The 25,211-nt window shown below is 72.3% G+C and carries 23 protein-coding genes; 13 read left to right on the top strand and 10 right to left on the bottom strand.

Features of this window, described 5'->3' with window-relative positions; genetic code table 11:
- Positions 1-41: 41 nt before the first annotated feature.
- On the bottom strand, positions 42-365 hold the full coding sequence (locus tag ACFC0D_RS33750; RefSeq protein ID WP_376444463.1) for a hypothetical protein: 324 nt from the start codon (positions 363-365) through the stop codon (positions 42-44).
- 131 nt (positions 366-496) lie between these two features.
- The gene (locus tag ACFC0D_RS33745; protein WP_362361124.1) at positions 497-1,279 is read right to left on the bottom strand and encodes a hypothetical protein; all 783 of its coding nucleotides are present in this window, start codon (positions 1,277-1,279) and stop codon (positions 497-499) included.
- Positions 1,280-1,473: 194 nt separating this feature from the next.
- Here ACFC0D_RS33745 and ACFC0D_RS33740 point away from each other — a divergent pair, with 194 nt between their 5' ends.
- Positions 1,474-2,019: a transglycosylase family protein gene (locus ACFC0D_RS33740; RefSeq protein WP_376444459.1), complete on the top strand. Its 546-nt coding sequence runs from the start codon at positions 1,474-1,476 to the stop codon at positions 2,017-2,019.
- Here the strand turns inward: ACFC0D_RS33740 and ACFC0D_RS33735 are convergent.
- From ACFC0D_RS33735 to ACFC0D_RS33725, 3 genes are read right to left on the bottom strand one after another with little or no spacing between them, the layout of a single operon-like run.
- Complete coding sequence (locus ACFC0D_RS33735; protein WP_376444457.1) at positions 2,003-2,662, bottom strand: ATP-binding cassette domain-containing protein; 660 nt, start codon at positions 2,660-2,662, stop codon at positions 2,003-2,005. The genes ACFC0D_RS33740 and ACFC0D_RS33735 overlap by 17 nt on opposite strands.
- Entirely contained in the window at positions 2,659-5,208 is a 2,550-nt protein-coding gene (locus ACFC0D_RS33730; protein ID WP_376444454.1) for an ATP-binding cassette domain-containing protein, read from the bottom strand. The genes ACFC0D_RS33735 and ACFC0D_RS33730 overlap by 4 nt, the downstream gene beginning before the upstream one ends.
- Positions 5,196-5,594: a hypothetical protein gene (locus tag ACFC0D_RS33725; RefSeq protein WP_376444450.1), complete on the bottom strand. Its 399-nt coding sequence runs from the start codon at positions 5,592-5,594 to the stop codon at positions 5,196-5,198. The genes ACFC0D_RS33730 and ACFC0D_RS33725 overlap by 13 nt, the downstream gene beginning before the upstream one ends.
- A gap of 208 nt (positions 5,595-5,802) precedes the next feature.
- Between ACFC0D_RS33725 and ACFC0D_RS33720 the strand changes: the two genes are divergently transcribed.
- The 4 genes from ACFC0D_RS33720 (at position 5,803) to ACFC0D_RS33705 (ending at position 10,279) form a co-directional block, all read left to right on the top strand.
- Positions 5,803-6,237: a hypothetical protein gene (locus ACFC0D_RS33720; RefSeq protein ID WP_376444447.1), complete on the top strand. Its 435-nt coding sequence runs from the start codon at positions 5,803-5,805 to the stop codon at positions 6,235-6,237.
- Positions 6,215-7,504 carry an ABC transporter substrate-binding protein gene (locus ACFC0D_RS33715; protein ID WP_376444445.1) on the top strand — a complete coding sequence of 430 codons (1,290 nt, stop codon included), beginning with the start codon at positions 6,215-6,217 and terminating at the stop codon, positions 7,502-7,504. The genes ACFC0D_RS33720 and ACFC0D_RS33715 overlap by 23 nt, the downstream gene beginning before the upstream one ends.
- Positions 7,505-7,572: 68 nt before the next feature.
- Positions 7,573-8,847: a glycosyltransferase family 4 protein gene (locus ACFC0D_RS33710; RefSeq protein ID WP_376444442.1), complete on the top strand. Its 1,275-nt coding sequence runs from the start codon at positions 7,573-7,575 to the stop codon at positions 8,845-8,847.
- Positions 8,848-9,301: 454 nt separating this feature from the next.
- Entirely contained in the window at positions 9,302-10,279 is a 978-nt protein-coding gene (locus ACFC0D_RS33705) for a helix-turn-helix transcriptional regulator (RefSeq protein ID WP_376444439.1), read from the top strand.
- Here the strand turns inward: ACFC0D_RS33705 and ctaD are convergent.
- On the bottom strand, positions 10,227-11,930 hold the full coding sequence (gene ctaD / locus ACFC0D_RS33700) for a cytochrome c oxidase subunit I (RefSeq protein WP_376444436.1): 1,704 nt from the start codon (positions 11,928-11,930) through the stop codon (positions 10,227-10,229). The genes ACFC0D_RS33705 and ctaD overlap by 53 nt on opposite strands.
- Positions 11,931-12,262: 332 nt before the next feature.
- Between ctaD and ACFC0D_RS33695 the strand changes: the two genes are divergently transcribed.
- The gene (locus ACFC0D_RS33695; RefSeq protein ID WP_376444433.1) at positions 12,263-12,466 is read left to right on the top strand and encodes a proteinase inhibitor I78; all 204 of its coding nucleotides are present in this window, start codon (positions 12,263-12,265) and stop codon (positions 12,464-12,466) included.
- 101 nt (positions 12,467-12,567) lie between these two features.
- Here ACFC0D_RS33695 and ACFC0D_RS33690 read toward each other — a convergent pair whose 3' ends face one another.
- Positions 12,568-13,593: a phosphatase PAP2 family protein gene (locus tag ACFC0D_RS33690; RefSeq protein WP_376444430.1), complete on the bottom strand. Its 1,026-nt coding sequence runs from the start codon at positions 13,591-13,593 to the stop codon at positions 12,568-12,570.
- A gap of 405 nt (positions 13,594-13,998) precedes the next feature.
- Here ACFC0D_RS33690 and ACFC0D_RS33685 point away from each other — a divergent pair, with 405 nt between their 5' ends.
- Positions 13,999-15,675 (top strand): MFS transporter, encoded by a 1,677-nt coding sequence (locus tag ACFC0D_RS33685; RefSeq protein WP_376444428.1) that lies wholly within the window; start codon positions 13,999-14,001, stop codon positions 15,673-15,675.
- A 132-nt stretch (positions 15,676-15,807) separates the two neighbouring features.
- Here the strand turns inward: ACFC0D_RS33685 and ACFC0D_RS33680 are convergent, their stop codons facing one another.
- Positions 15,808-16,242 carry a cell division protein SepF gene (locus ACFC0D_RS33680; protein WP_376444425.1) on the bottom strand — a complete coding sequence of 145 codons (435 nt, stop codon included), beginning with the start codon at positions 16,240-16,242 and terminating at the stop codon, positions 15,808-15,810.
- A gap of 319 nt (positions 16,243-16,561) precedes the next feature.
- Between ACFC0D_RS33680 and ACFC0D_RS33675 the strand changes: the two genes are divergently transcribed.
- Positions 16,562-17,827, top strand: coding sequence for a DUF5685 family protein (locus ACFC0D_RS33675; RefSeq protein ID WP_376444423.1), 1,266 nt, complete (start codon positions 16,562-16,564; stop codon positions 17,825-17,827).
- A gap of 57 nt (positions 17,828-17,884) precedes the next feature.
- Here the strand turns inward: ACFC0D_RS33675 and ACFC0D_RS33670 are convergent, their stop codons facing one another.
- Entirely contained in the window at positions 17,885-18,844 is a 960-nt protein-coding gene (locus ACFC0D_RS33670; protein ID WP_376444420.1) for an ABC transporter substrate-binding protein, read from the bottom strand.
- A complete protein-coding gene (locus ACFC0D_RS33665) occupies positions 18,841-19,338 on the bottom strand; it encodes a GNAT family N-acetyltransferase (RefSeq protein WP_376444418.1) in 498 nt (165 codons plus the stop codon). Before ACFC0D_RS33665 ends, ACFC0D_RS33670 begins: the two co-directional genes overlap by 4 nt.
- 387 nt (positions 19,339-19,725) lie before the next feature.
- On the opposite strand from ACFC0D_RS33665, the gene ACFC0D_RS33660 reads away from it, so the two are divergent.
- The 5 genes from ACFC0D_RS33660 (at position 19,726) to ACFC0D_RS33640 (ending at position 25,146) form a co-directional block, all read left to right on the top strand.
- On the top strand, positions 19,726-20,571 hold the full coding sequence (locus ACFC0D_RS33660; RefSeq protein WP_376444415.1) for an amino acid ABC transporter permease: 846 nt from the start codon (positions 19,726-19,728) through the stop codon (positions 20,569-20,571).
- Positions 20,568-22,367, top strand: a complete 1,800-nt coding sequence (locus tag ACFC0D_RS33655; protein ID WP_376444412.1) for an FAD/NAD(P)-binding protein — start codon at positions 20,568-20,570, stop codon at positions 22,365-22,367. Before ACFC0D_RS33660 ends, ACFC0D_RS33655 begins: the two co-directional genes overlap by 4 nt.
- Before the next feature lie 79 nt (positions 22,368-22,446).
- The gene (locus ACFC0D_RS33650) at positions 22,447-23,199 is read left to right on the top strand and encodes an amino acid ABC transporter ATP-binding protein (RefSeq protein ID WP_376444466.1); all 753 of its coding nucleotides are present in this window, start codon (positions 22,447-22,449) and stop codon (positions 23,197-23,199) included.
- A 72-nt stretch (positions 23,200-23,271) separates the two neighbouring features.
- Positions 23,272-24,072 carry a DUF1684 domain-containing protein gene (locus tag ACFC0D_RS33645; RefSeq protein ID WP_376444409.1) on the top strand — a complete coding sequence of 267 codons (801 nt, stop codon included), beginning with the start codon at positions 23,272-23,274 and terminating at the stop codon, positions 24,070-24,072.
- A 183-nt stretch (positions 24,073-24,255) separates the two neighbouring features.
- Positions 24,256-25,146: a S1 family peptidase gene (locus ACFC0D_RS33640; protein WP_376444406.1), complete on the top strand. Its 891-nt coding sequence runs from the start codon at positions 24,256-24,258 to the stop codon at positions 25,144-25,146.
- Positions 25,147-25,211 lie beyond the last annotated feature (65 nt).

Genomic DNA, 25,211 nt, shown 5'->3' with positions numbered 1-25,211 from the left:
GGGGCGATGTGCCCCGGCCCTCCGCCGTACCGTGCTCCGTGCTACAGCCCCCTGCGGGGCCCCGGTGGCAGCGCCGCCGGGGTGTGGTGCTGGGCCGACCACGCCGACGGATACGTTCCGTACCGGCTTCCGTGCCCGGACCCGTGCCCGTGGAGCCCCGAACTCACCGGCGTACCGAACGACCGGAAGCTCAGTTCGTCCTCGCCGCTGCGATCTCCCGGGAGAGCCCGGAACGACCGCCGGTACTCCGAGTACAGGGCGTCGTAGATCGGTGTGGCCGACTGGCCCGACGTGACGTCCTGCGCCGGGCGCATGGAGGGGATCTGACTCGGAAACTGCGGGCGGAGTGGGTCGTATGTGTGCACATACGTGCCAACGACCTCGTGGTCCGTCGGATGCGGGCGGCTCTCGGAAACCGACGGCCGCCGCGGGCGGGGTACGACCGGGACCCAGGGGCCGTACCCCGGTGTCCCTATGCCGGTGCGCCCGTGCTCCCTCACGTGCCGGCCAGCGGCATCGCGGCAGCCACCAGCCGCCCGTTGGCCGCCGCCTTCTCCAGGGCGTCGCGGAGCAGGTCCTCGCGCGGCTGCTGACCGATCGAGCCGACCGGGGCGGCGAACACCAGGACCGTGTGCGACTTGTTGGCCGCCGCACGCCAGCCCTCGGTGACCTGGAGCGGCTGGTGCGCCTGCCACCAGGCGGCCTGGCCGGTGCCGCCCGTGCCGGGCTGGAGCACGGAGTGCAGCTGGCCCATGGCGACGAGCACGGACCAGCCGGGCAGCACGCCCGGCTTCTGGTTCACGTCGGAGATCGGCATGAAGCCCTGCTCGATGAGGAGGGGCAGGAACTCGTCGCTGAGACCGTCCGAGCCCGGGCGGGCGACCGGCGCGGTCGGTTCGACGACCAGCGCCGGGTGCAGCTCGCCCTCGATCAGCACGAGACCGCTGGTGACGCCGAGGACGGCCTGCTCGGGGTGGGCCGCGCCGAGCGCGTCGGCCGCGTCCGTCGCGGCGATGGAGCGGACGGCGCCCTGGAGCTGCTCCTCGGCGACCTGGACGACCTGGGACGGAATGCAGCTGGCGTGGGCGAACGCCAGAACGGCGGTCTCCTCGCCGACGAAGAGCACCGTACTCGTGCGCTCCTGCTCGGAGTCGCCCGGCGTGCGGCAGGAGGTGCAGTCGTAGCTGCCCGGGGCGTTGTCGCCGGCGAGCAGCCGGTCCGCTTCTTCGTCGCCGATCTCGGCGCGTACGTCCTCGCTGACGTCGAGCATGCGCGGCACGGGGGGCTCCCTGGACTCGGTGCGTGCGACGCCGGGCGGTTCCCGGCTCGTCTCATGACGAGTTCAACGGGGAAGGCTCGGCCGGGGTCACGCGTACCGGTCCGGCAACTTGTGTGACTCCGACCGGGTGGGGGATGCGGGCCGCCCCGCGCGGCACGGCGTCGGCGCGCGGTTGCGCTGCCTAGCCTGCCGCGATGTCGAAGATCAGATTGTGGGCGGCCGGAGCGTCCCTCGCCGCGCTGATGGCCCTCGTCCCGGCGCCGGCCCAGGCACAGGTACCGCACCTGCCCGCCGCCACCGCCCCCGCCTGCGCCGAGGACCAGTGGCCGTGGGGATGCGTCGCCGAGTGCGAGAGCGGCGGCCGGTGGAACCTCGACACCGGCAACGGCTACTACGGCGGACTCCAGTTCTGGCAGCCGACCTGGATCGAGCACGGCGGCCTGCGCTTCGCCGCGCACGCCGACCTGGCGACCCGTCAGCAGCAGATCACCGTCGCGGAGGAGCTCCTGCGCACCCAGGGCTGGGAGGCCTGGCCGGTCTGCTCGACGCGGTACGGGCTGAGCGGGCGGTTCCACACGGTCCAGGCGGGCGACACGCTGAACACGATCGCCCAGCGGTTCGCGATCGCGGGCGGCTGGGAGGCGCTGTACGCGGCGAACCGGAGCCTGATCGGGTCCGACCCGAACCGGCTCGTGATCGGGACGATGCTGCGCATCGCGCCCCTCACCGTCCGAAGGTGAACTCCGCCGCCTCCCCGCTGAACGCGAGGGAACCGCGTCGCAGTTCGTGGAGCAGCGTGCCGGGCGGCAGCCCGGGCGGGGGGCGCTGCTCGGCGAGGACCACGGCGGCGCCGCCCGCCCCCGCGAGGGCGGTGAGGAGCGCGTACGTCCGGGAGGAGACCGCGGGGGACATGCCGAGGGACGGCTCGTCGACCAGGACCACGCGGGCGGGGGTCAGCAGGGCCCGGGAGAGGGCGAGCATCCGGCGCTCGCCGCCGGAGAGGGTGCCGGCGCGGCGGGAGAGGAGGGGGGCGAGTTCGGGGTACGCCTCCAGGGCCCGATCGGGGTCCCCGGGGGTCAGCTCCAGGTTCTCGGCGACGGTGAGCGTCGCGTACACCGCCCGGAGATCCGGTACGAAGCACAGGCCGCGCCGGGCTCGGTCGTGGGTGTGCAGGCGGGTCACGTCCGCGCCGCGCCAGAGGACCCGGCCGGAGGCCAGGGGTACGGTGCCGGCGAGGGCGCGCAGGGCGGTCGTACGGCCGGAGCCGTTGCGGCCGACGAGGACGGTGACGGTGGCGGCGGGGACGGGCAGGTCGAGACCGTGCAGGGCCTCCAGGGGGCCGTAGCGGACGCGGGCGGCGCGCAGGGCGATCTCGACGCTCATGACACGATCCGGCCTCCCTCCATGGTGTGCACCGTGTCGGCGATGCCGGCGACGAGGTCCGGGTCGTGCTCGACGACGAGGAGGGTGAGGCCGTCGGCGGCGAGGGCGGCGAGGACCCGGGCGAGGGCGTCGGTCTCGGCCGCGTCCAGACCGGCGGAGGGCTCGTCCAGGAGGAGGGTGTGCGGGCCGCCGGCGAGCGCGCGGGCCAGCTCGACCCGGCGCAGGGTCCCGGTGGGGAGGTCGGCGGCGGGTCGGTGTCGGACGGCTCCGGCGAGGCCGAGGAGGCGGAGGGCCTGTTCGGTGGTGGCGGGGGAACGGACGTGGCCCTGCTCGGCGCCGAGGCGGACGTTCTCCTCGACGGTGAGCGAGGGGAACACGGCGAGCTGCTGGAACGAGCGGGCGACACCGAGCCGGGTGCGGGCGTGGGCGGGGCGGGCGGTGATGTCGGTGCCGTCGAGGGTGACGCGGCCGCCGGTGGGGCGCAGGGTGCCGGCGAGACAGTCGAAGAGAGTGCTCTTGCCGGCGCCGTTGGGGCCGACGAGGGCGGTGACGCGGCCGGGGGCGAGGGCGAGGGTGACGTCGGTGAGGGCGGTGAGGCCGCCGGGGTAGGTGAGGGTGAGGCGGTGGGCGGCGAGGCGGGCGGGGGCCGGTACGGGCCGGAGGGGGCGCGGGCCGGGTGCGGGGCGGTGGGGGTGCGGCCGCGCTCCGCCCGGCTTGGGATGCCTCTCCGCACCACCTGCAGGTCCAGCTGTGGGTGGCACGGCGCCGTCGCCGGCCGCTGGTGCTCGCCGGGACGGGAGCCAGGACGTCAGTGGGGGTACGCGCCCCACCAGCGCCGCCAGGATGCCCACCGTGGCCGCGGCCACGCCGCCCCTCGTGCCGGCGTCCAGGGCTACCAGGAGGGCCGCCGCGGCCAGGGGGGAGAGAAGGCTGTCGGCGCCCAGGACGATGATCGCGGCGAACCAGAGCAGGCCGCGGACCGGGTCGTAGGCCTCCGGGTCGAAGGCGCGCAGGCCCATGCCCAGCAAGCCGCCGCCGAGGGCCGCCAGGGCCGCGCCCAGGACGAAGGCCAGGAGCTTGAGAAGGCTCACCCGTACCCCGGCCGCCTCCGCGCCCGGCTCGTGGTCGCGCAGCGCGGCGAGCGCGCGGCCCGTGCGGCCCCGGCGCAGCGCGGCGACCAGGAGCAGACAGCCGCTCAGGACCACGAGTTCCAGGGCGTAGTAGCCGCGGTCGTCCGAGAAGCCCGCCGGGCGGCCGAGCTCCAGGCCGGCGGTCGCGTACGGCTGCGCGAAGACGAACCGGCTCACCGCCACCCCGACCGCCAGCGTCGCGAGCGCCAGGGCCAGGCCGTGCCGTCGGATCGCCGGCCACCCGGTGACCAGGCCCAGCGGTGCCACGAGCAGCACCGCAAGCCCGAGCGCCACCAGCTCCGGCAGCCCCCCGGCCGCGAGGAGCGCCGTGAACAGGGCGCCCAGACCCGCGTATGCCGCCTGCCCCAGGGCGATCTGCCCGCCCCGGCCCGTCACCACCACCAGCGACAGCAGCACGATCGCCAGCGCCGGCACCTGGACCGCGGTGTGCAGGTCCGTGCCGGCGAAGCCCAGCGGCAGCAGGAAGAGCACGGCGACCGTCAGCCACACCCCCGGCGGAGTGCGGGGCGCGACGGCCGGCGGCGGCAGCGCGTCCTGACCCCGCCCGCCGACCCCCGGCAGGACCAGCGCGGCCACCAGCAGCGCAAGGACGAACAGGTTCGCCCCCACGGCCTGCACCAGCGGGCCCGCCCAGCCCTCCGGATGGAAGCGGGTCAGCTGTGCCTGCGCGACGCCCAGCGCGAGCGCGGTCACGATCGCGACCGGCAGGCTCCGCATCCGCGCCACCACCGCGACCGCGATCACCTCGATGACCAGGAGCGGCATCCCGTACGGGTCGAGCCGTACGTACGGGGCGAGCAGCACCCCCGTCAGCCCGGCGGTGAACGAGCCGAACGCCCAGCCCGCCGCCGACACCCGGTCCGCGTCGATCCCGCCCAGCATCGCCAGCGGCCGGTTGTCGACCACCGCCCGCAGCTCCCGCCCGAACCGGGTCCACCGCGTCACCGCCCCCACCGCCCCGGCCAGCAGGACCACCGCCGCGAGCTGGGCCCACGGATCGTCGCCCAGCAGCACCGGCGCGTCCGCGCGTGCCCCGCCGCCCCACACCAGCGCCGCCCCGCCGACCAGCAGGACGAAGACCCCGATGGAGGCCACCAGGGTCTGCGCCGGGTTGGAGCCGAGAAGCGCCAGCGGCCGGAAGACGGCCCGGTCGAGGACCAGGCCGATCCCGGGAGCGACCACGAGCAGGGTCAGGAGCGCGCCGAGAGGCAGCGGCCAGCCCCACTCGACCACCAACTGCCGCAGGACGTACGCGCAGACCATGGCGATCGCGCCGTGCGCCAGGTTGAGCACGCCGGTGGCGCGGTACGTGACGATCAGTCCGATGCCGGTGAGGGCTGCGGCGCTGCCGACCGCGAGTCCGGCGAGCGTGAGGTCGTAGGTCAGCGAGGCCACGGCTCACACACCGGACAGGGGTCGAGCTCCGCGTCCCCCGCCGGTTCGGCGTCCTCCCGGCCCGCCACCAGCGGGCAGTCGGGGCGGTGCGCGAGCGTCCCGCCCGGCACCCGTACCGGCGGCTCCTCCGACGACGGCGGCGCCGTCTCCTCCGGAGCCTCGGGAGAAGGCACGGGCCCGCGCACCGGAATCCGGCCCGCCGCCCCGATCAGGACCGCCCCGGCCACGATCAGCGCGGCCCCCGGAACCGTGCACGAGGCGAGATAGGGCAGCTGGCGCTCGGCGAAGCGCTCGCCGGAGATTCCGTACCACCCCAGGACGCAGAGCACCGCACCCCCGGCGACCGCCGCGAGGCCGACCCACAGCAGTTCCCGTGATCTCGGCACGGGACCTCCCTCGCTTCAGGCCCCCCGACCGCCTTGCCCCCGAATGCCCTCTTCCTTTGCGCTATGCCCGGAACCGTCCCACCCTGGAATCATCAGGCCACCCGGCCTCGACGGACACCCGGTGGTGAGCCAGATGGTTCTCAAGCGACACGGTGGACCCACTCGCCCTCGCTCTCGTCTCGCGGCCCTGGCGGCCGCGTCGCTTCTCGTGCTCGGACCGGCCCTCGTGGCCTGCGGCGACGACGGAGGCGGTTACTCGGACTCCCCGGAGCCCGCCGCGACCGCGCCGGCCGACCCGGCCGCGGCCAGGGCCGAGATCACCGAGAACTGGACCGCCTTCTTCGACCCGGACACCTCCGCGGCCGAGCGGGCGAAGCTGCTGGAGAACGGCGAACAGATGCAGCCCGCCCTCGAGGCGCTCATGACCAACGACGCCGCGTCGCAGGCCACGGCGAAGGTCAAGACGATCGAGTTCACCTCGCCGGACGACGCGAACGTGACCTACGACCTGCTGGTCTCCGGTTCCATGGCCGTGCCCGACTCCAAGGGCACGTCGGTCTTCCAGGACGACACCTGGAAGGTGTCCGTGAAGACCCTCTGCGGTCTGGCGCAACTCAGCGGTGCGACCGTTCCGGGCTGCTGAGACCGCTGCGGCGCTGCTCCTCGCCGGGCTGCTCGCCCTGACCGCGGCCTGCGGCAGCCGGGTTCCGGAGCGCGCGTTCGAGACGCGGCCCACCGCCACCTTCCCCTCCGGCGGTGAGCCGCTCCGGGTCGGCGTCATCACCAGCGCCACCAGCCCCGTCGGCGGCGACGCGTTCACCGGCACGCGCGACGGAGCCCGTGCCTGGTTCGACGCCCTCAACGCCCGCGGGGGTCTGAACGGACGCCGCGTCGAGGTCGTCACCTGCGACGACGGCGGCAGCGGTGTCGGCAACAACGAGTGCGTGCACAAGCTGCTCGACGAGCGGAAGGTCTTCGCCCTGGTCGCCACCACCGCGCTCGACTACGCCGGAGCCCCGCTCGTGGCGAAGGCCGGCGTCCCCGACATCGGGGGCCAGCCGCTCACCCCGGCGTACGACACCTATCCGCATCTGTACGGGATCTACGGCAGCCTCGCCCCGCGCACCGGAAAGGCACCCGGCTGGGACGGGGTGCTGTACGGCGGGACCGAGGTCTACCGCTTCTTCAAGCGCGAGCACGGTGCCCGTACCGCCGCGGTCGTCGCCTACAACCAGGCCGCCTCGACGGCGTACGCCCGGCTGATCTCCGACGGCCTGCGGGCCGAGGGTTACAAAGTCGTCGACGAACAGGTGGACTTCGCCCTGCCCAACTTCCGCGCCGTGGCCGCGGATCTGAAGGCGCAGGGCGCCGACCTCGTCTTCGACGCGATGGACACGCACGGCAACGCCCAGCTCTGCGAGGCGATGCAGGCGCTGGACGTCCGTGTCACCGCCAAGGTGACCAACGTGCAGAACTGGTCCTCGACCGTGCCCCGCGACTACGCCGCGTCCCCCGCCTGCCGCGAGGCGCTCTTCGTGACCGGCGCCAGCCGCAACTACGAGGACACCGGGCATCCCGCGGTACGGGAGTTCAGGGCGGCGATGGGGGACCGGCCGCTCTCCCAGTGGCAACTGGAGGGCTGGGCGGCCGCCATGTGGTTCACGGACGCGGCGCTGTCCTGCGGCGACCGGCTCACCCGCGCCTGCGTCGAGGAGTTCGTCAATCGGCCGGAGCCGTACACCGCCCGCGGACTGCTGCTGCCGGTCCGCTTCGAGAAGCTCGCCGAACCGCCGAAGACCCGTCACACCTGTCTGTCCGTGGCCCGTTGGCAGGACGGGCAGGGCTGGGTCAGCCAGGGAGAGATGACCACGAACTGTGCCACCGTTCCCCAGCTCGGCTACCGACCGTGAAGCGAGCGCCGGGCGGGCAGTACAGTCGCCACAGTCCGACCACTTCACCGGGGGGAACCGGCAGCCCGATGCGCATCTCCTTTCTGCTCCACAACGCCTACCACATCGGCGGAACCATCCGGACGACGTTCACCCTGGCCCAGGTTCTGGCGGAGCGTCACGAGGTGGAGATCGTGTCCGTCTTCCGGCACCGAGACGAGCCGATCCTGGGCCTGCCCGCCGGAGTGACTCTGCGTCACCTCGTGGACCTGCGGAAGGACAGCCCCGGTTACGACGGAGAGCACCCGGACTTCGCCCGGCCCGCCACGGTCTTCCCTCGCGGCGACGGCCGGTGGAAGCAGTACAGCGCGCTCACCGACGCCCGCATCGGCGAGCATCTCGCGGGCGTCGAGGCCGACGTGCTGGTCGCCACCCGCCCCGGACTCAACGTCCACCTCGCCAAACAGGCCCGGCGCGGACCGGTCCTGGTCGGCCAGGAGCATCTGGTGCTTGCCGGGCACACCTTCCGGCTACGTCGCGAGATCCGCCACCAGTACGCGCTCCTGGACGCCGTCACGACGGTCACCGAGGCCGACGCCCGCGCCTACCGGTCCCGGCTGAAGCTGCCGGGCGTCCGGATCGACGCGGTGCCCAACAGCGTGCCCGCGCCGAGCGTGGCACCCGCCGACCCCGCCGCGAAGGTCGTCGTTGCGGCGGGCCGGCTGACCCGGGTGAAGCGGTACGACGTGCTGATCGACGCGTTCGCCGAGGTGACGGCGGCCCGGCCGGACTGGAAGCTGCGGATCTACGGCACCGGGGACGCCGTCGACGACATGAGGGCCACGCTCGCGCGGCGCATCAAGGACCGCGGTCTCGAGGAGCACGTCTTCCTCATGGGCTGGGCCAACCCGATGGAGCAGGAGTGGGCGAAGGGCTCGATCGCCGCCGTCACCTCGCTGCGCGAGTCCTTCGGCATGACCATCGTCGAGGCGATGCGGTGCGGACTCCCGGTCGTCTCCACCGACTGCCACGGCCCCCGCGAGATCATCGAGGACGGGGTCGACGGCCGCCTGGTGCCCGTCGACGACGTGGCCGGGATCGCCCGGGCTCTGCTCGACCTCATCGAGGACGACGAACTGCGCGCCAAGACAGCGCGCGCCGCGCTGACGGCGTCCGAACGCTTCGACCCGGTGCGCATCGCCGCCCGCCACGAGGAGATCTGGTCCGCGCTCGCGACCCGCGGCGCGAGCCGCCGCACGCACGGTGGTCTGGGAGAGGCCGTCCACCGGGCCGTCGGCGGCGCGATCGACGCGGTGTACGAGCTGAAGCGCCGGACCGGAGTCCTGGTCCGCCGCTTCCGCTGAGCGGGCGCCGGGCACCGGGCGCCTCGGGGCCTGGCAGGGTCCCCGTTCGGCCCGGCTGTCCGGGCGACGTGCGGCTTGGTTCCGGGTCCGCCGGGCTGTCGGGTCGCCGTTCGTTTTTGGTCCCCGGTGGACCTGGCTGTCGGGGCGCCGTTTCGCCCGGCTGTCCGGGCGCCGTTCGGTCTGGTCCCCGGTGGGCCCGGCTGTCGGATCGCCGTTCGGCCCGGCTGTCCGGGCGCTGTGCGGTCTGGTCCGGGTCGGCGCGGCCGTCGGGTCGCCGGTCGTCCCGGCGCCCCTCGGCCTCGGGTCGGCCCGCCGGCGGGCGACGTGCGTCCCGGCCGTCGCGCGGGACGGGTCGGCCGGGCTTCCGAGGCGGCCCGGCCTTCGTGCCGTACGAGCGCCGGGGCTCGGCAGTCGAGGACCGTAGCTGTCCTCGACTGCTGGCAGACTCGGGCCCATGTTGGAGACCTCCGCACGACTGCTGCGTCTGCTCTCGCTGCTGCAGGCCCACCGCGAGTGGTCCGGGGCCGACCTCGCCGAGCGGCTCGGGGTCACCCCGCGGACCGTGCGACGGGACGTCGACCGGCTGCGCGAGCTCGGCTATCCGGTCAACGCCAGCCCCGGTACCGGTGGCGGGTACCAGCTCGGCGCCGGTGCCGAACTGCCGCCGCTGCTGCTCGACGACGACGAAGCCGTCGCCGTGGCGGTCGGGCTGCGCACGGCTGCCGGCCAGGGAATCGAGGGCATCGGCGAGACCTCCGTACGCGCCCTGGCCAAACTGGAGCAGGTGCTGCCGGGCCGGCTGCGGCGCCGGGTGAGCACGCTCAACGCCTTCACCGTGCCGATGCTCCGCGCCCCGCAGGCGCAGGTCGACCCCGCCGTCCTCACCGAGCTCGCGAACGCCTGCCGGGACAGCGAGCGGCTCCGTTTCGAGTACCGCGACCACGGCGGCACGGCCACCCGCCGTACGGTCGAGCCGCACCGCCTCGTGTGCACCGAACGCCGCTGGTACCTGGTCGCTTGGGACCTCGACCGCGCCGACTGGCGTACGTTCCGGGCCGACCGGATCGAGCCGAAGCCGCCGCACGGCCCCCGCTTCCCGCCCTGTGAGCCGCCCGCCGAGGACCTGGCCGCCTATGTCTCGGAGGGCGTCTCGACGGCGGCCTACGCCGCCGGGGCGACGATCCGGCTGCATGTCCCGCTCGCCGAGGCCGCCCAGGTCGTCGGGCCCATGGACGGCGTCCTGGTGGCGGACGGGGACAGCTCCTCCCTGCTGCGAACGGGCGCGGGAAGCCTGGAGTACCTCGTGATCCACGTGATGATGCTGGGCCTCGAGTTCGAGGTCGTCGAGCCGCGCGAGCTGGACGACTGGATCCGCAGCGTCAGGGACCGGCTTTCTCGCGCCCTGGAGCGCTCGGAGCACTCGGAGCGCTGATCCGGGCACGCTCCAGGGCCACGAACTCCGGGTGGTGCAGATCGAACGCCGGCGACTCGGAGCGGATCCGCGGAACGGCGTCGAAGTTGTGGCGGGGCGGCGGGCACGACGTCGCCCACTCCAGCGAGCGCCCGAACCCCCACGGGTCGTCCGCCTCGACCTTCTCCCCGTACAGGGCCGTGCGCCAGACGTTGTACAGGAACGGCAGCGTGGAGGCGCCGAGCAGGAACGCGCCGATGGAGGAGACCGTGTTCAGCGCCGTGAAGCCGTCGGCGTCCAGATAGTCGGCGTACCGCCGCGGCATGCCCTCCGCGCCGAGCCAGTGCTGCACGAGGAACGTGGTGTGGAAGCCCACGAAGAGCGTCCAGAAGTGGACCTTGCCCAGCCGTTCGTCGAGCAGCTTGCCGGTGAACTTGGGCCACCAGAAGTAGAAGCCGGCGAACATCGCGAAAACGACCGTGCCGAAGACCGTGTAGTGGAAGTGGGCCACGACGAAGTACGAGTCGGTGACGGCGAAGTCCATCGGCGGCGAGGCGAGGATGACGCCGGTCAGCCCGCCGAAGAGGAACGAGACCAGGAAACCGACCGACCACAGCATCGGGGTCTCGAAGGAGAGCGAGCCCTTGAGCATCGTGCCCGCCCAGTTGAAGAACTTCACACCGGTCGGCACGGCGATGAGGAACGACAGCAGCGAGAAGAACGGCAGCAGCACCGCACCCGTGGCGAACATGTGGTGCGCCCACACCACCACCGAGAGACCGGTGATCGCCATCGTGGCGCCGATCAGGGTGGCGTAGCCGAAGATCGGCTTGCGGGCGAAGACCGGGATGATCTCGCTGATGATGCCGAAGAACGGCAGGGCGATGATGTAGACCTCGGGGTGGCCGAAGAACCAGAAGAGGTGCTGCCACAGCAGCGCCCCGCCGTTCTCCGGCTGGAAGACCAGCGAGCCGAACCGCCGGTCCGACTCCAGGACGAGCAGCGCCGCGGCGAGCACCGGGAACGCCATCAGCACCAGGATCGTGGTGAAGAGGATGTTCCAGGTGAAGATCGGCATCCGGAACATGGTCATGCCCGGCGCGCGCATCCCGACGATCGTCGCCAGGAAGTTCACCGAGGTCAGGATCGTGCCGAAGCCGGAGAGCGCGAGTCCCATGATCCACAGGTCGGGGCCGATGCCGGGGGAGCGTTCCAGGCTGTTGAGGGGGGCGTAGGCGGTCCAGCCGAAGGCGGCGGGTCCGCTCGGCACGAGCAGGGAACCGATCACCATCAGGCCGCCGAAGAGGAACAGCCAGTACGAGAACATGTTCAGCCGCGGGAAGGCCACGTCCGGGGCGCCGATCTGGAGCGGCACCAGCTCGTTGGCGAAGCCGGCGAAGGTCGGCGTCGCGAAGAGCAGCAGCATGATCGTGCCGTGCAGGGTGAACGCCTGGTTGAACTGCTGGTTGTCGATCAGCTGCTGCCCGGGGCGGGCCAGCTCGGCCCGCATCAGCATCGCCATGAGCCCGGCGGCCAGGAAGAAGACGAACGAGGTCACCAGATAGAGGTGGCCGATCTTCTTGTGGTCGGTCGTGGTGAGCCAGTCGATCAGGACCCGCCCATGCCGTTCCCGAGGTGATTCGACGGCCGCGTGCGCGGTGTCGATGCCCATCGATGCCTCCGGTGCTCCGATCGTCCGGACATGATGCGCGCCGCTGGTCCAGGAGCTGGGGAGGCGGGCCGACGGCGCTGCTCCGATCGGCCGAACGTGTGCGCATCGTGCGGGGAATTGGTGAATACCGGACGGCGGTCCTCGGCCCTCCCAATTCCCCTGGGAGACGGGTGGGAAGGAATTCCGAAGAGCCTTCTGCGGCCTGCGTGAGGGGGCTTGCAATTGCCGGATATTCGGCCGGAAAGCGCCCTCTCGGGTGACCGCGCTCGTGTCAAACATATGTCGAGAAGCTGTGACACAAGCGTGACCGGTAAGGGACTAACGTGAGTTGCATGACACCGAAGCAGACCTCTCCCGTACCGCAGGACGACTATGTGGGGCTGGCCCGGGAGCGGGCCGAAGAGCTCGCCAGGGACCAGGGCTGGAGCGTGGTGCGGTCCCTGCCGCCCGGCTCGATCATCACCATGGAGTACCTGGAGGGGCGCATCAACTTCGAGGTGACGGAGGGCACCGTCACCCGCTGCTGGCTCGGGTAGGAGCCTGGAAGAGGGCGATGCCCGATCGAGGACGACGCCCGTACGCGTAAGGGCCCCGGCCGTGAAGCCGGGGCCCTTCCGCGTGCTGTCGTGACGGGCGGTCAGCCGCCGGTGAGCGGCCGCGAGTGCGGCGGGCGGCGGCTGCCGGCCGGGGTGACCGGTGTCCGCTCGGAGCGCACGGCATGGCTGGAGTGCGTGGTGTGCGTGGAGTGCCCGCGGGGGGTGGTGAGCGGCGGAGCCAGTCGCCCCTCGCCGCGCGCGGCGGACCGCCCGCTCCTGACACCGATGATCTCCCGGACCGGCTCCTCGGTCCCCGCCGGACGCTGCGGGTACATCGCGGGGCGCGGTCCACCGGTCGCGACGGGCAGCGAAGGCACCAGCCGGCGGCGGGCCCGCAGCTGCTCGCGCAGGCGGTCGCGCAGGCTCAGGATCATTGCCTCGGCCCGGGCGATCGGCGGCTCGCACCACGGCAGGGCCAGCAGGATGAGGAGGCCGGCGGCCCAGCCGAGCAGCACATCGCTCAGCCAGTGCGTACCGATGTAGACCGTGGTGAGGCCGACACCCAGCGCGACCACGGCCGAGAGGGCCGACAGATAGCGCCGGGCTCGCGGAGTGGTCGCCAGATAGGCCAGGATTCCCCAGGTCACGACCGCGTTGGCGGTGTGTCCGGACGGAAATATATCGCCGCCCGCGAAGAGCTCGGCGGAGCCGACCTGCGTCGCGTAGTGGGGGCCGAGACGGCCGAGTCCGATCTTGACCGCGCCGACCGTCACGTTCAGCAGGAGCAGTGCCGCGCCGAGCGACAGCAGCGGGCGCAGCGTGTGCTGACGCCAGGAGCGCCAGCCCAGCCAGGCCGCCACCATCACGGCGGTGGGACCGCGCTGGCCGAGGACGACGTAGTAGTCGAGGAAGCCGTGGATCTCCGGCCACTGCTGGTACGGCCGGAAGAGCATGATCTTCCAGTCGAGGGTCACCAGCCAGGTCGACAGGAGCACGGCCACGACGATGGCGAGATAGAACGCCAGCGTCCCGCCGAAGAGGGCGAGACGCGTGCGGGTCATCCCCGGGACCTCTATCTTCGGCGGTTCCGGCTCCCGGTCCAGCCGGGCAAAGATGTCGGTTCGCACCCAATCGACGTTACAGGGAGTGAGTAGCGACCTTGGTCGATCCGGTGTCTTCGTGATGACGATGTGATGTGGAGTAGGTCTCAGACCGGTGCTTATTCCTGGCGTACGTCTGAGAATCCGATGACCTTCCGCCCTATTGCCGCCGGGCGACTTTCCGGAAGTCTGTTTGTACACCACGGAAATGCTTCAAACGTCTGTACGCATGGAATTCCATGCCGCGCGCGGTGCGGATGGAGTGGCGTACGCCACAGTCCGCGTCCCGCCGCGGTGAGAGGTGCACCACGCGCTCGGGCCCTGAACTCGCGTACGCTGACGGCTCACTCGCCCGTCGATGCCGGGCCGCCCCGAGGCCCGCGCCCCGGCCGGTGCCCACCGAGCGCGAGGGATCCATTGGGAGGTACGTACATGCAGCGGACGATCACGGCCGGAGCACGGCTCCGCGCCGCCGGCGGCGGCGCCAACCGCTGGGTCGTCCTCGTCGTCCTCTGCGTCAGCCTGCTGCTGGTCGCACTGGACGCGACCGTGCTCCATGTCGCCGTCCCCTCCCTCACCGAGGATCTGCGCCCCAGCTCCACCGCCCTGCTGTGGATCGTCGACGCCTATCCCCTCATCTGTGCCTCGCTGCTGATCCTCTTCGGCACGCTCGGCGACCGAGTGGGACGGCGGCGGGTGCTGCTCCTCGGGTACGCGCTGTTCGGCGTCGCCTCCGCGGTCGCCGCCCTCGCCACCGAACCCGAGATCCTGATCGGCGCCCGCGCCCTGCTCGGCGTCGGCGGCGCGATGATCATGCCGGCCACCCTCTCGATCCTCCGGGCGGTCTTCCCCGACCGGCGTGAGCGGGCCACCGCCATCGGCATCTGGACGGCGGTCGCCGCCGTCGGCGCCGCCACCGGGCCCGTGCTCGGCGGCTTCCTGGTCGAGCACTACTGGTGGGGCTCGGTCTTCCTGATCAACATCCCGCTGATGGCGCTGATCCTGCCGCTCGGCCGCTGGCTGCTCCCCGAGTCCAAGGGCCGCGACGACGGACCCTGGGACGTCCTCGGCGCGCTGATGGCCGCGGCGGGCGTGCTCGGCATGGTCCTCGGCGTGAAGCGGATCGGAGCCGGCGAGGACCTCCTCGTCTACCCGACCGCCGGACCGCTGCTCATCGGGGCGGCCCTGCTGATTCTCTTCGTCCGCAGGCAGCGGCGGCGGGCCCACCCGCTGATCGACATGCGGCTCTTCTCCCGGGCCGCGTTCACCACCTCCGTCGGCTGCATCGTGCTCGCCATGCTGGCCCTGGTCGGCCTGGAGCTGATCGCGGTCCAGTACCTCCAGCTGGTCCTCGGACTCAGCCCGCTCGAGACCGGGCTCCGGCTGCTGCCGCTCACCTTCGCCGCCATGGCGGCCGGCGCCACCGGCTCGTACACCCTGCGCCGCATCGGCCCGCGCCGCATGGTCGGCTGGGGCTTCGTACTCACCGCCGCCGCCGTCCTGCTCCTGGTGCTCATGGGCCAGAACGACCGGCCGCTCCTGCTCACCTGCGGCTTCGTGCTGCTCGGCTTCGGACTCCAGACGACGCTCTTCTCCGCCTACGAGTCGATGCTCAGTGAGGCCCCGCCGGAGAGCGCGGGCGGCGCGGCGGCCATCGGCGAGACCTCGTACCAGCTCGGCGCGGGCATGGGCATCGCACTGCTCGGCAGCGTGATGAACGCGGCGTACGCCCCCGGCCTCTCCGCCGTCCCCGGTGTTCCGGACGAGGCGAGCCGGGCCGCCGCGAACTCGCTGGGAGAGGCCTATCAGGTGGCCGACCAGCTGGGCGGCGCGGCCGGTACGGCGCTCTACCACGCGGCCCGGCACGCCTTCGTGGACGGACTGCACGTGACGCTGTTCGTCAGCGCGGGCCTGCTGCTCCTCGGCGCGCTGATGGCGCTGCGGCTGCCGCGGGTGATGGAGTGCCCGGTGGATCCGGAGGATCTGGTGGACCCGGCGGGAGGCCTGGTGGACCCCAAGAGCCCGGCGACCCCGGCTCCCGAGGAGGTACGGGTGCCTGCCACCCGCGAGCCGGTCGAACCGGCCCGCTCCGGACGCACGGCGCGCTGAGACGCCCCGTCGCCGTCCGTTCCGGTGCACGGCGAGCTCCCCCAGCGCTGCCGCTGGGAGGTGCCCCCACCCCAGCGCTGCCGCTGGGAGGTGCCCCCACCCCAGCGCTGCCGCCGGGAGGTGCTCGCCGGCTCAGCTCTGGTTGAAGAAACCGTCCTGCGCACGGCCCGCGGGGTCCCCGCTGATGATCTGGGTGTCGGCGGGGGTCAGCAGGAAGACCCGCGTCGCCACCCGCTCGATCGATCCACGCAGACCGAAGGCGAGACCGGCGGCGAAGTCCACCACACGCTTGGCGTCCGAGGGTTCCATGGCCGTGAGGTTCACGATGACCGGGACGCCGTCCCGGAAGAGCTCGCCGATGCCCCGGGCGTCCCGGAACCCGTCCGGGGAGACGGTGGCGATCCGGCGGCCCTGCTCCTGCGCCGAGTCGGACGCCACCCGGACCCGCGGGTCCGTCACCCAGGCGTCGCCGCTCTCGGCACCCTCGGCGTACTCGTCGTCGTAGTAACGCTCGTCGCTGTCCTCGACGAGTCCCAGCCAGGCACTCGCCTTGCGCACCGATCCCATGGACGCCTCCTTTCAGCGCGGTCACTTGTGGTTCCGCAATCCCTATCGTCGTCCATGATGCGGATTGCGCGCCAAGTGGATAGTCGGCGCGCGCGTGTTTCGTGACGGTACTGGTGCAGAACGTGAGGTCTGGTTTCTGGCGAATCGTCAGGAATCTTGCGGTATACGGGGCCTGACGGAGGTTCCGGAGGGGTGTGCAACTTAAAATATGAAAGTCGGGCCAGAAGGGTGACGGCCGGAGCGTACGGGTGAACGAGCGGGCTCGATACGATGTCCGCGGAGCGCTGAAGCACACGCGCACGACTCACGGGGGAGTCTCTTGTTCGGAATCGTCAGGCCCTGCACGCATCGGCTCACGGACGGCCTGAAGACCGAGTGGATGGCCCATCTCTGTGGCCTCTGCCTGGCACTTCGGGCCGACCACGGGCAGTTCGCCCGGGTGGTCACCAACTACGACGGCCTCATCGTCTCCGTGCTGACGGAGGCTCAGACCGGCGCGGTACCCGGCGGACGGCGCACCGCGGGACCGTGTCCACTGCGCCAGATGAAGAGCGCGCCGGTCGCCCAGGGCGAGGGCGCGCGGCTCGCCGCGGCGGTCTCGCTCGTCCTCGCCTCGGCGAAGGTGCGGGACCACGTCGCCGACCGGGACGGGCTGTTGGCCCGCAGACCGGTCGCCGCGGCGGCCCGCCGGGTCGCCAGATCCTGGGACCGGGCGGGCGCGCGTACCGGACGCGAGCTCGGCTTCGACACGGCGGTCCTGGTGGACGCCGTCGACCGGCAGACCGGGATCGAGACGCTCGCAGGGCCCGGCACACCGCTTCTCGTCGTGACCGAGCCGACCGAGACGGCGACGGCCGCGGCCTTCGCCCACACCGCGCTCCTGGCGGGCCGGCCCGAGAACGTGGAGCCGCTGGCCGAGGCGGGCCGGCTCTTCGGGCGGCTCGCGCACCTGCTGGACGCCGTGGAGGACCGTGAGGCCGACGCCGTGTCGGGTGCCTGGAATCCGCTCACCGCGACCGGCACGTCGCTGGAGGAGGCGCGTCGACTGGCGGACGACGCGCTGCACGGAATCCGGCTGGCGCTGCGGGACGCGGAGTTCGTGAACGGGAAGCTGGCGCACGTTCTGCTCGCGCACGAGCTCCGCAACTCGGTGGACCGCGCCTTCGGCACGACGACCTGCGCGCACGGGACGCCGGGACCGGGGCAGGGCCCCGTGCCCGGAAATCCGTACGCCGGCGGCAGCCCGTACGGGGGAGGTGGGAACCCTTACGGCGGTGGGGGCAACCCCTACGAGGGCGGCCCGTACGGCGGGGGATTCGGCGGTCCTGGTGGCCCCGGCGGCCCCGGCGGTCCCGGTGGGCTGCCGCCGCAGTTCGGCGGTGGTGAGCCCCCGAAGCCCAAGCCGCGCTCCTTCCTGGGTGGCTGCGCCGCCTTCACCTGGCTGTTCTGCACCTGCCAGATCTGCTGCGCGAAGGAGTACGAGGGTCCCTGGTCGCGCAAGAAGCGCGAGGGCTGCTGCCGGGACTGCGACTGCAACTGTGACGGCAACGCCTGCGACTGCTGCTGCCCCTGCGACGGCTGCTGACGGACCGTCGGAGACCGCCGGTACGTGCCGGGGCGCGTGGAGCCCCGGCACGTACCGTCACTTCGTCGGCGCCGGGATCTCCGGCGGGGAGATCCGGGACTCGGCGATCGCCGAGTCCGTCAGGCTCCACTTCTTCAGGATCCGGTCGTACGTGCCGTCCGCCTTCAGCTTGTTCACCGCCGCCTGGAACGCCGGGGCCAGCGCGGTGCCCTTCTTGAAGGCGAAGCCGACGTCCAGGCGGCGGTACTCGTTGAGGAACGTCACGTTCTCCTGCTGGGTCACCGCGTACCGCAGCCCGTTGACGGTGCTCATCAACACATCGCTACGGCCCTGCTGGAGCGACATCCACTGGGCACCCAGGTCGCTGAAGACCTGGACGTCGTACGGCTTCTTTCCGGCCGCCGCGCACCGCGGCCGGTTCTTCTCCAGCGTCGCCTCGAACGTCGTACCGCCGCCCGTCGCCACGTTCAGACCGCACAGCTGCGTCAGGTCGGTGACCTCCTTCAGCGGGCTGTCCGCGCGGACCGCGAACCCCTGCCCGTCGTTGATGTAGGTCACGAAGTCGATCGTCCTGCGCCGCTCCTCCGTCACCCCGAAGTTCCCCGTGCCGACGTCGTACTTCCCGCTGCCGAGGGCCGGCAGGATCGCCTCCCAGCTCACCACCTCGCGCTTCACCCGGAGCCCGAGCACCTTCGCCACCGCGTCGGTGATGTCGACGTCCCCGCCGACCAGGGTCCTCCCGTCCGGGAGGTAGGCCGCGCCGGGCAGGGTGCCGGTCGAGGAGGCGACGGAGATCGTGCCCCGTTGCCGTACGTCCGCGGGCAGCAGCTTCGCCGCCGCCTCGTCCTTCGCGATCGTCGAGACCACGTCGGCCGTCGGCACCGCGCCCTTCTTCGCACCCGCCGCACCGGCCTGCGCGGTCGTCGCGTCGTCCGAGCCGCAGGCCGTGAGGGTGAGCGCGGCCGCGGTGATCAGGGCGAAGGCGACCGTGTGGCGCTGTGTACTGGTGAGGCTCATGGCTTCGGTGTCTCCAGGTGTTTCTCGAACGGCAGCGGGCCGATCGACTCCGGATCCGCGGACGGATCGAAGAGCGGGCGGTAACCGGCGGCCAGATAGAGGCCCTTGGCCTCGGGCTGACGCGGGCCGGTGGTGAGGTACACGCGGGAGTAGCCGCGGTGGGCGGCCTCCCGTTCGAGGACGGTCAGCACCCTTCGCGCGAGACCGCGGCGGCGGTGCGCGGAGTGCGTCCAGATCCTCTTCAGCTCGACGGTGTGCGGGTCGTGACGGCGGTACGCGCCACCGGCGACGGGCCGACCGTGCTCCAGGAGCAGCAGGAACGCGCCCTGCGGAGGGGCGAACTCCTCGGGCGGGTAGCGCCGCAGGTCGGCGTCGGAGCCGTAGCGGGTGAGGTATTCGTGCGCCAGCTCGTCGAGAAGCGGGCGCGCCAAAGGGTCGTCGACCGTGGTCCGGCGCACGGACAGCGCGGATCCACGGCTGGGCGTGGAGGTCATACGTGTCCCTCAGGAGGAGGACAGGGCAGGGCGGAGCGAGGGGAGTCGAGCTCGGCTACACAGGTGAAGGCGCCGCGCGGAAGAGTGCGGGCAGGCGATACGCAGGGGGTCGGCTCAACAGGAAGAGGACCACACGCGACCGAAGTCGATGTGGGAGCGCGTGACCAGCCACTGCTGCGAATGCATGGCCCAAGTGGAACAGGTATCCGATTGCCCGTCAACCACGTTGAGACGTACGGCTCATCCCTCGGACCGCCTTGACAAGGCAGCGCTCCACCGCCGTAGCCTCAAGGGGCGGATCGAGCTGAGGGGCTCGGATCCGTGCTCGCCGCGCGTGAAGGCGCACACCCGTGTTCGATCCGTCTCTGGAATCCACGGAGCCTTCGCATGTCCGCGACCCTCACCAAGAACCCTTCCGCGGCCCCGCCGGCCGCCCCCCTCCGTATCGTCCCCGCCCGCCGGACCGGCCAATGGGCCGCGGCCGCCGTCGTTCTGGCGCTCCTCGCGCTCGGAGTCGTCTCGGTCGTCCGCAACAGAGCCTTCCAGTGGGACGTCGTCGGCGCGTACTTCACCTCGACCGCCGTCCTGCGCGGACTGGGTCTCACCCTCTGGCTGACCGCCCTCGTCATGGTCCTCGGCTTCGCCCTCGGCACCCTGCTCGCCGTCTTCAGACTCTCCGCCAACCCCGTGCTCCGTGCGGTCGCCTGGGGCTACATCTGGTTCTTCCGCTCCACGCCGATCCTGGTCCAGCTGCTCTTCTGGTTCAACATCGGGGCGCTCTACCCGACGATCCTCGGCGTCGACACCGTCAACCTCCTCGGCCCCGTCGCGGTCGCCATCATCGGACTCACCCTGCACGAGGCCGCGTACGCCGCCGAGGTGGTGCGCGGCGGCATCCTGTCCGTCGACCGCGGCCAGATCGAGGCCGCCCAGTCCCTCGGCCTCGGGCGGTGGCGTCGGCTCACCCGGATCGTGCTCCCGCAGGCCATGCGCTCGATCGTGCCGCCCGCCGGGAACATGCTGATCGGCACGCTCAAAGGCACCTCCATCGTCTCCGTCATCGCCGTCCAGGACCTGCTCCACTCCGTGCAGCTCGTCTACCACCGCACCTACCAGGTCGTGCCGCTCCTCCTGGTCGCCACGATCTGGTACGTCCTCGTCACCTCGGTCCTCAGCGTCGGACAGCACTACGTCGAGCGGTACTACGCCCGCGGCACGGCCGGTGCACGATGACGCGGAACCCGTCCGTCGTGATCGTGGGCGCCGGCCCGCGGGGGACCGGCTTCCTGGAACGCCTCGCCGCCAACCTGCCGGAGCTGTACGGGGACCGGCCCCTGGACGTCCATCTCGTCGACCCGCACCCGGCCGGCGGCGGACGCATCTGGCGCACCGGGCAGTCACCGCTGCTCTGGATGAACTCGCAGGCCGAGGACGTCACCATGTTCACCGACGAGACGGTGGACATCGACGGCCCGGTGCGGCCGGGACCCACCCTCGCCGAGTGGGCCGGACTCGACGGCCGCACGTTCCCCAGCCGCCCCCAGCAGGGCGCCTATCTGCGCTGGGTGTACGAGGAGGCCCGCGCCGCGCTGCCCGCCTCGGTCACCGTCCACGAGCACCGCACCCGCGCGGTCCGGGTCGGCGGCCCGCGGGAGGGGCGTCAGCGGGTCTGGCTGGAGGACCGTTCCGTGCCGCTCCTCGCCGACCTCGTCGTGCTCACCCTCGGCCATCTCGACGCCGAACCCGACGACGAGCAGCGCCGGTCGGCCGACTTCGCCAAGCGCCACGGGCTGCTCCACCTCCCGCCCGGTTTCACCGCCGACACCGACCTGTCCGCGCTGCCCGCCGGTGAACCGGTGCTCGTGCGCGGCTTCGGTCTCGCTTTCGTCGACCTGATGGTGCTGCTCACCGAGGGCCGAGGCGGGCGCTACGAGAAGCGGGCCGAGCGACTGGAGTACGTACCGTCCGGGCGTGAGCCGGTCCTGTACGTCGGATCCCGGCGCGGGGTGCCGTACCACTCCAAGATCGGGTACGCGCTGGAGGGCGAACGGCCCCCGTTGCCCCGGTTCTTCGGCCCCGTCCAGGTCGACGAGCTGCTGAGACGGCCCGGGCGGCTCGACTTCCGCCGCGACGTCCGGCCCCTCGTCGACAAGGAGCTCGGCTGGGCCCACTACCACCGGCTCTTCGCAGCCCACCCCGAGCGGACCACCGCCGCCTGGACCGACTTCGAGGAGAAGTACGCGGCCGCGGCTCCCGGCGGGGCCGAGCTGGACGCCCTCGTCGCCGCCGCCGTGCCCGACCCCGCCGACCGGCTCGACCTGGACGCCCTCGACCACCCCCTGGACGGGGTGCGCTTCGCCTCGCCCGAGGCCCTCCAGGAGGGGCTGCGCCGCCATGTCGCCGACGACCTGGCCCGGCGCCACGACCCCGAACACAGCCCGGACCTGGCGGTCTTCACCGCGCTGCTCTCGGTCTACGGGCAGCTCGTCCGGCTCGGCGACACCGGCGACCCGCGCGACTGGTGGCACGGCTTCTTCAGCTTCCTCGCCTCCGGACCGCCCGGCCCCCGGCTCCACCAGCTGCTCGCGCTCTCCCGCGCCGGGATCGTCCGCTTCCTCGGCGCCGGGACGACCGTGGTGGCCGACGAGCAACGCGGGGTCTTCCGCGCCCACTCCATGAGCGTGCCGGGGGAGTGGACCGACGCCCGCGCCCTGGTCGAGGCCCGGCTCCCCGACCCGACCGTGGAACACACCGGCAGCCCGCTGCTCCGCGCCCTCCACGAGGACGGCGCCCGGGCCACCGCGGCCGGGCTGCTCGCCGTCGACCCCGCCGACGGGCGGATCCTGGAGCGCGGCGGGCGCCCTCACCCGCGACGTTTCGCGCTCGGCCCGCACACCACCTCCCGGGCCGGCGGCGCCTTCACCCGTCCACGCACCGGCGGTGCCGCCTTCCGCCAGAACGACGCGACGGCGCGGACCGCGCTGGCGCTCCTGCGCGACCTCTCCTGCCGTGCCCCGCTGAGCGCCTGAGCCCACCACGCGCGCCACCGGGGTCCGTCCCCCACTCCGTCGAACACCACTACCCGAAGGGGAGCGCCCGATGAGCTCCATGGTCGAAGTCCGGTCCGTCCACAAGTCCTTCGGCGCGCTCGACGTGCTCCGGGGCATCGACCTCGACGTCCGGGCCGGGGAGGTCGCCGTCGTCCTCGGCCCGTCCGGCTCCGGCAAGTCCACCCTGCTGCGGACCATCAACCACCTGGAGAAGGTCGACAGCGGCCGGATCAGCGTCGACGGCACCCTCGTCGGCTACCGCCGCTCCGGGAACAGGCTCCACGAACTGCGTGAACGAGAGATCCTCAAGCAGCGCACCAGAATCGGCTTCGTCTTCCAGAACTTCCATCTCTTCCCGCACCTCACGGTGGTCGAGAACATCGTCGAGGCACCCGTCTCGGCCCTGAAACGCCCACGCAAGGACGCCGTCGCCGCCGCCGAGAAGCTCCTCGACCGGGTCGGGCTCGCCGACAAGGCGGAGGCGTACCCCGGACAGCTCTCCGGCGGCCAGCAGCAACGGGTCGCCATCGCCCGCGCGCTCGCCCTCGAACCGAAGCTGCTGCTCTTCGACGAGCCGACCTCCGCACTCGACCCCGAGCTGGTCGGCGAGGTCCTCGACGTCATCAAGGACCTCGCCGCCTCCGGCACCACGATGATCGTCGTCACGCACGAGATCGGCTTCGCCCGCGAGGTCGCCGACACCGTCGTCTTCATGGACGAGGGCCGGATCGTCGAGCAGGGCCCGCCCGCCGAGGTGCTCGACAACCCCCGCCACGAGCGCACCCGCGCCTTCCTCTCCAAAGTCCTCTGACCAGCCCCACCCGACGACCCGCACGGCCGGCCACGCACCAGGAGCCGACGCCCTGTGGAAAGGTTGAACACCATGAGCACGGATCCCCGACAGGGCGCACAGCAGGACTGGCAGCACTGGCACGAACAGCGCACGGCGGCGGTCGCCTCGTCGTACGGCCCGCTTTCCCTCACCGGTACGTACTGGCTCTCCGACTACCCGGAGGGGCGAATTCCGGCCGTTCCCGGGCGCTGGCACGACGGCGGGGACGAGGTGGTCCTGACGGCGGACGCCGAGGACGCGATCACCGTCGACGGCAAGCCCCTGATCGGCAGCGTCCGGCTCACCGCGGACCACGCCCCGATCCACGAGTCCCGGGCCGAGTCCGCCGGTCGGCGTCTTGTCGTGCTGCGCCGCGAAGGACTGTGGGCCGTACGGGACTTCGACCCCGAGTCGCAGGCGCGCCGCACCTTCCGGGGCATCGAGGCGTCTCCGTACGACGAGCGCTGGGTGGTGCCCGGCGCCTTCCGCGCCTACGAGCGGTCCCGCAGCGTCCGGGTGGAGAACGCCGACGGAAAGGAGCGCGGGCTCGGCCTCGCCGGCGAGCTCGCCTTCGAACTCCATGGCGTCGAGCACACGCTCCAGGTCGCGGTGGAGGACGACGGCACGCTCTGGGCGGTCTTCGCGGACCTCACCAGCGGCAGGGACAGCTACCGGTTCCGCTTCCTGCGTCCCCCCGCGCCGGCGGCGGACGGCACGGTGACGGTCGACTTCAACCGGGCTCTGCTGCCGCCGTGCGCGTTCGCGGACCACTTCATCTGCCCCTTCCCGCCACCGGGGAACACCCTGGACACCGCGGTGCCGGCCGGGGAGCGACGGCTGGTCGAGGGCTGACCGGTCCCTGTGCAAATGCCCCGCACCGGGCGGTAGTTGAGCGTCGTACGGTACGGCCGAAAGGCGCCCTTGCGGCAGTGGTACGGGCGGCCGGAGACTCCCCCACAGCGCCGGCCCCGGGCCGCGCCTCACGGGCCCGACACCCCACGTCGGGCCCCCGATTCCCCTCTGGAGGAACGCGAAGTGAGGATCAAGCGCACCACCCCCACGAGAACCGTCCGACTGCTCGCCGTCGCCACCGGCCTCGCCGCCGCGGTCGCGGTCGCCGTCCCCGCCGCGAACGCCGACACCGCACAGACCTTCGGCGCGACGCAGCTCGCCGCCGCGGGCGACGCCGTGCTCGCCGCCGACGTGGCCGGTACCGCCTGGCACGTGGACCAGGCCACCAACACGCTGGTCGTGACCGCCGACTCCACCGTGTCGCAGGCGGAGATCGCCAAGATCAAGCGTCAGGCGGGCGCCAACGCCGGCGCGATCCGTGTCGAGCGCACCCCCGGAAAGTTCAACAAGCTGATCTCCGGCGGCGACGCGATCTACGCCAGCAGCTGGCGCTGCTCCCTCGGCTTCAACGTCCGTGACAGCGCGGGCAACTACTACTTCCTCACCGCCGGACACTGCACCGACGGTGCGGGCACCTGGTACTCCAACTCCGGTCGCACCACCGTGCTCGGCTCCACCTCGGGATCCAGCTTCCCGACCAACGACTACGGCATCGTCCGGTACACCAACAGCTCCGTCACCAAGTCCGGCACGGTCGGCAGCGTCGACATCACCAGCGCGGCCAACGCCACCGTCGGCATGTCCGTGACGCGTCGCGGCTCCACCACCGGCACCCACAGCGGTTCGGTGACCGGCCTCAACGCCACGGTGAACTACGGCGGCGGCGACATCGTGTACGGCATGATCCGCACCAACGTGTGCGCCGAGCCCGGCGACTCCGGTGGTCCGCTCTACTCGGGCAGCCGCGCCATCGGTCTCACGTCCGGCGGCAGCGGCAACTGCTCCTCGGGCGGTACGACCTTCTTCCAGCCGGTCACCGAGGCGCTGAGCGCCTACGGCGTCAGCGTGTACTAGCCGGAGGCGGCGCCTCCGTAGCACGATGATCCGAACGACGTCGGGTCCCCCGGGCGCACCGTGCC

Origin of the sequence: Streptomyces sp. NPDC056222 (assembly GCF_042264065.1) — a bacterium.
Classification (GTDB): Bacteria; Actinomycetota; Actinomycetes; order Streptomycetales; family Streptomycetaceae; genus Streptomyces.
This window is presented reverse-complemented; position numbering and strand designations above follow the sequence as displayed.

What these genes read in the sequence shown, in the direction of transcription:
- ACFC0D_RS33740 (WP_376444459.1), top strand. Translation starts at nt 1,474, where the DNA reads ATGTCGAAGATCAGATTGTGGGCGGCCGGAGCGTCCCTCGCCGCGCTG.
- ACFC0D_RS33735 (WP_376444457.1), bottom strand. Translation starts at nt 2,662, where the DNA reads ATGAGCGTCGAGATCGCCCTGCGCGCCGCCCGCGTCCGCTACGGCCCC.
- ACFC0D_RS33710 (WP_376444442.1), top strand. Translation starts at nt 7,573, where the DNA reads ATGCGCATCTCCTTTCTGCTCCACAACGCCTACCACATCGGCGGAACC.
- ACFC0D_RS33705 (WP_376444439.1), top strand. Translation starts at nt 9,302, where the DNA reads ATGTTGGAGACCTCCGCACGACTGCTGCGTCTGCTCTCGCTGCTGCAG.
- ctaD (WP_376444436.1), bottom strand. Translation starts at nt 11,930, where the DNA reads ATGGGCATCGACACCGCGCACGCGGCCGTCGAATCACCTCGGGAACGG.
- ACFC0D_RS33695 (WP_376444433.1), top strand. Translation starts at nt 12,263, where the DNA reads ATGACACCGAAGCAGACCTCTCCCGTACCGCAGGACGACTATGTGGGG.
- ACFC0D_RS33685 (WP_376444428.1), top strand. Translation starts at nt 13,999, where the DNA reads ATGCAGCGGACGATCACGGCCGGAGCACGGCTCCGCGCCGCCGGCGGC.
- ACFC0D_RS33680 (WP_376444425.1), bottom strand. Translation starts at nt 16,242, where the DNA reads ATGGGATCGGTGCGCAAGGCGAGTGCCTGGCTGGGACTCGTCGAGGAC.
- ACFC0D_RS33670 (WP_376444420.1), bottom strand. Translation starts at nt 18,844, where the DNA reads ATGAGCCTCACCAGTACACAGCGCCACACGGTCGCCTTCGCCCTGATC.
- ACFC0D_RS33665 (WP_376444418.1), bottom strand. Translation starts at nt 19,338, where the DNA reads ATGACCTCCACGCCCAGCCGTGGATCCGCGCTGTCCGTGCGCCGGACC.
- ACFC0D_RS33660 (WP_376444415.1), top strand. Translation starts at nt 19,726, where the DNA reads ATGTCCGCGACCCTCACCAAGAACCCTTCCGCGGCCCCGCCGGCCGCC.
- ACFC0D_RS33655 (WP_376444412.1), top strand. Translation starts at nt 20,568, where the DNA reads ATGACGCGGAACCCGTCCGTCGTGATCGTGGGCGCCGGCCCGCGGGGG.
- ACFC0D_RS33650 (WP_376444466.1), top strand. Translation starts at nt 22,447, where the DNA reads ATGGTCGAAGTCCGGTCCGTCCACAAGTCCTTCGGCGCGCTCGACGTG.
- ACFC0D_RS33645 (WP_376444409.1), top strand. Translation starts at nt 23,272, where the DNA reads ATGAGCACGGATCCCCGACAGGGCGCACAGCAGGACTGGCAGCACTGG.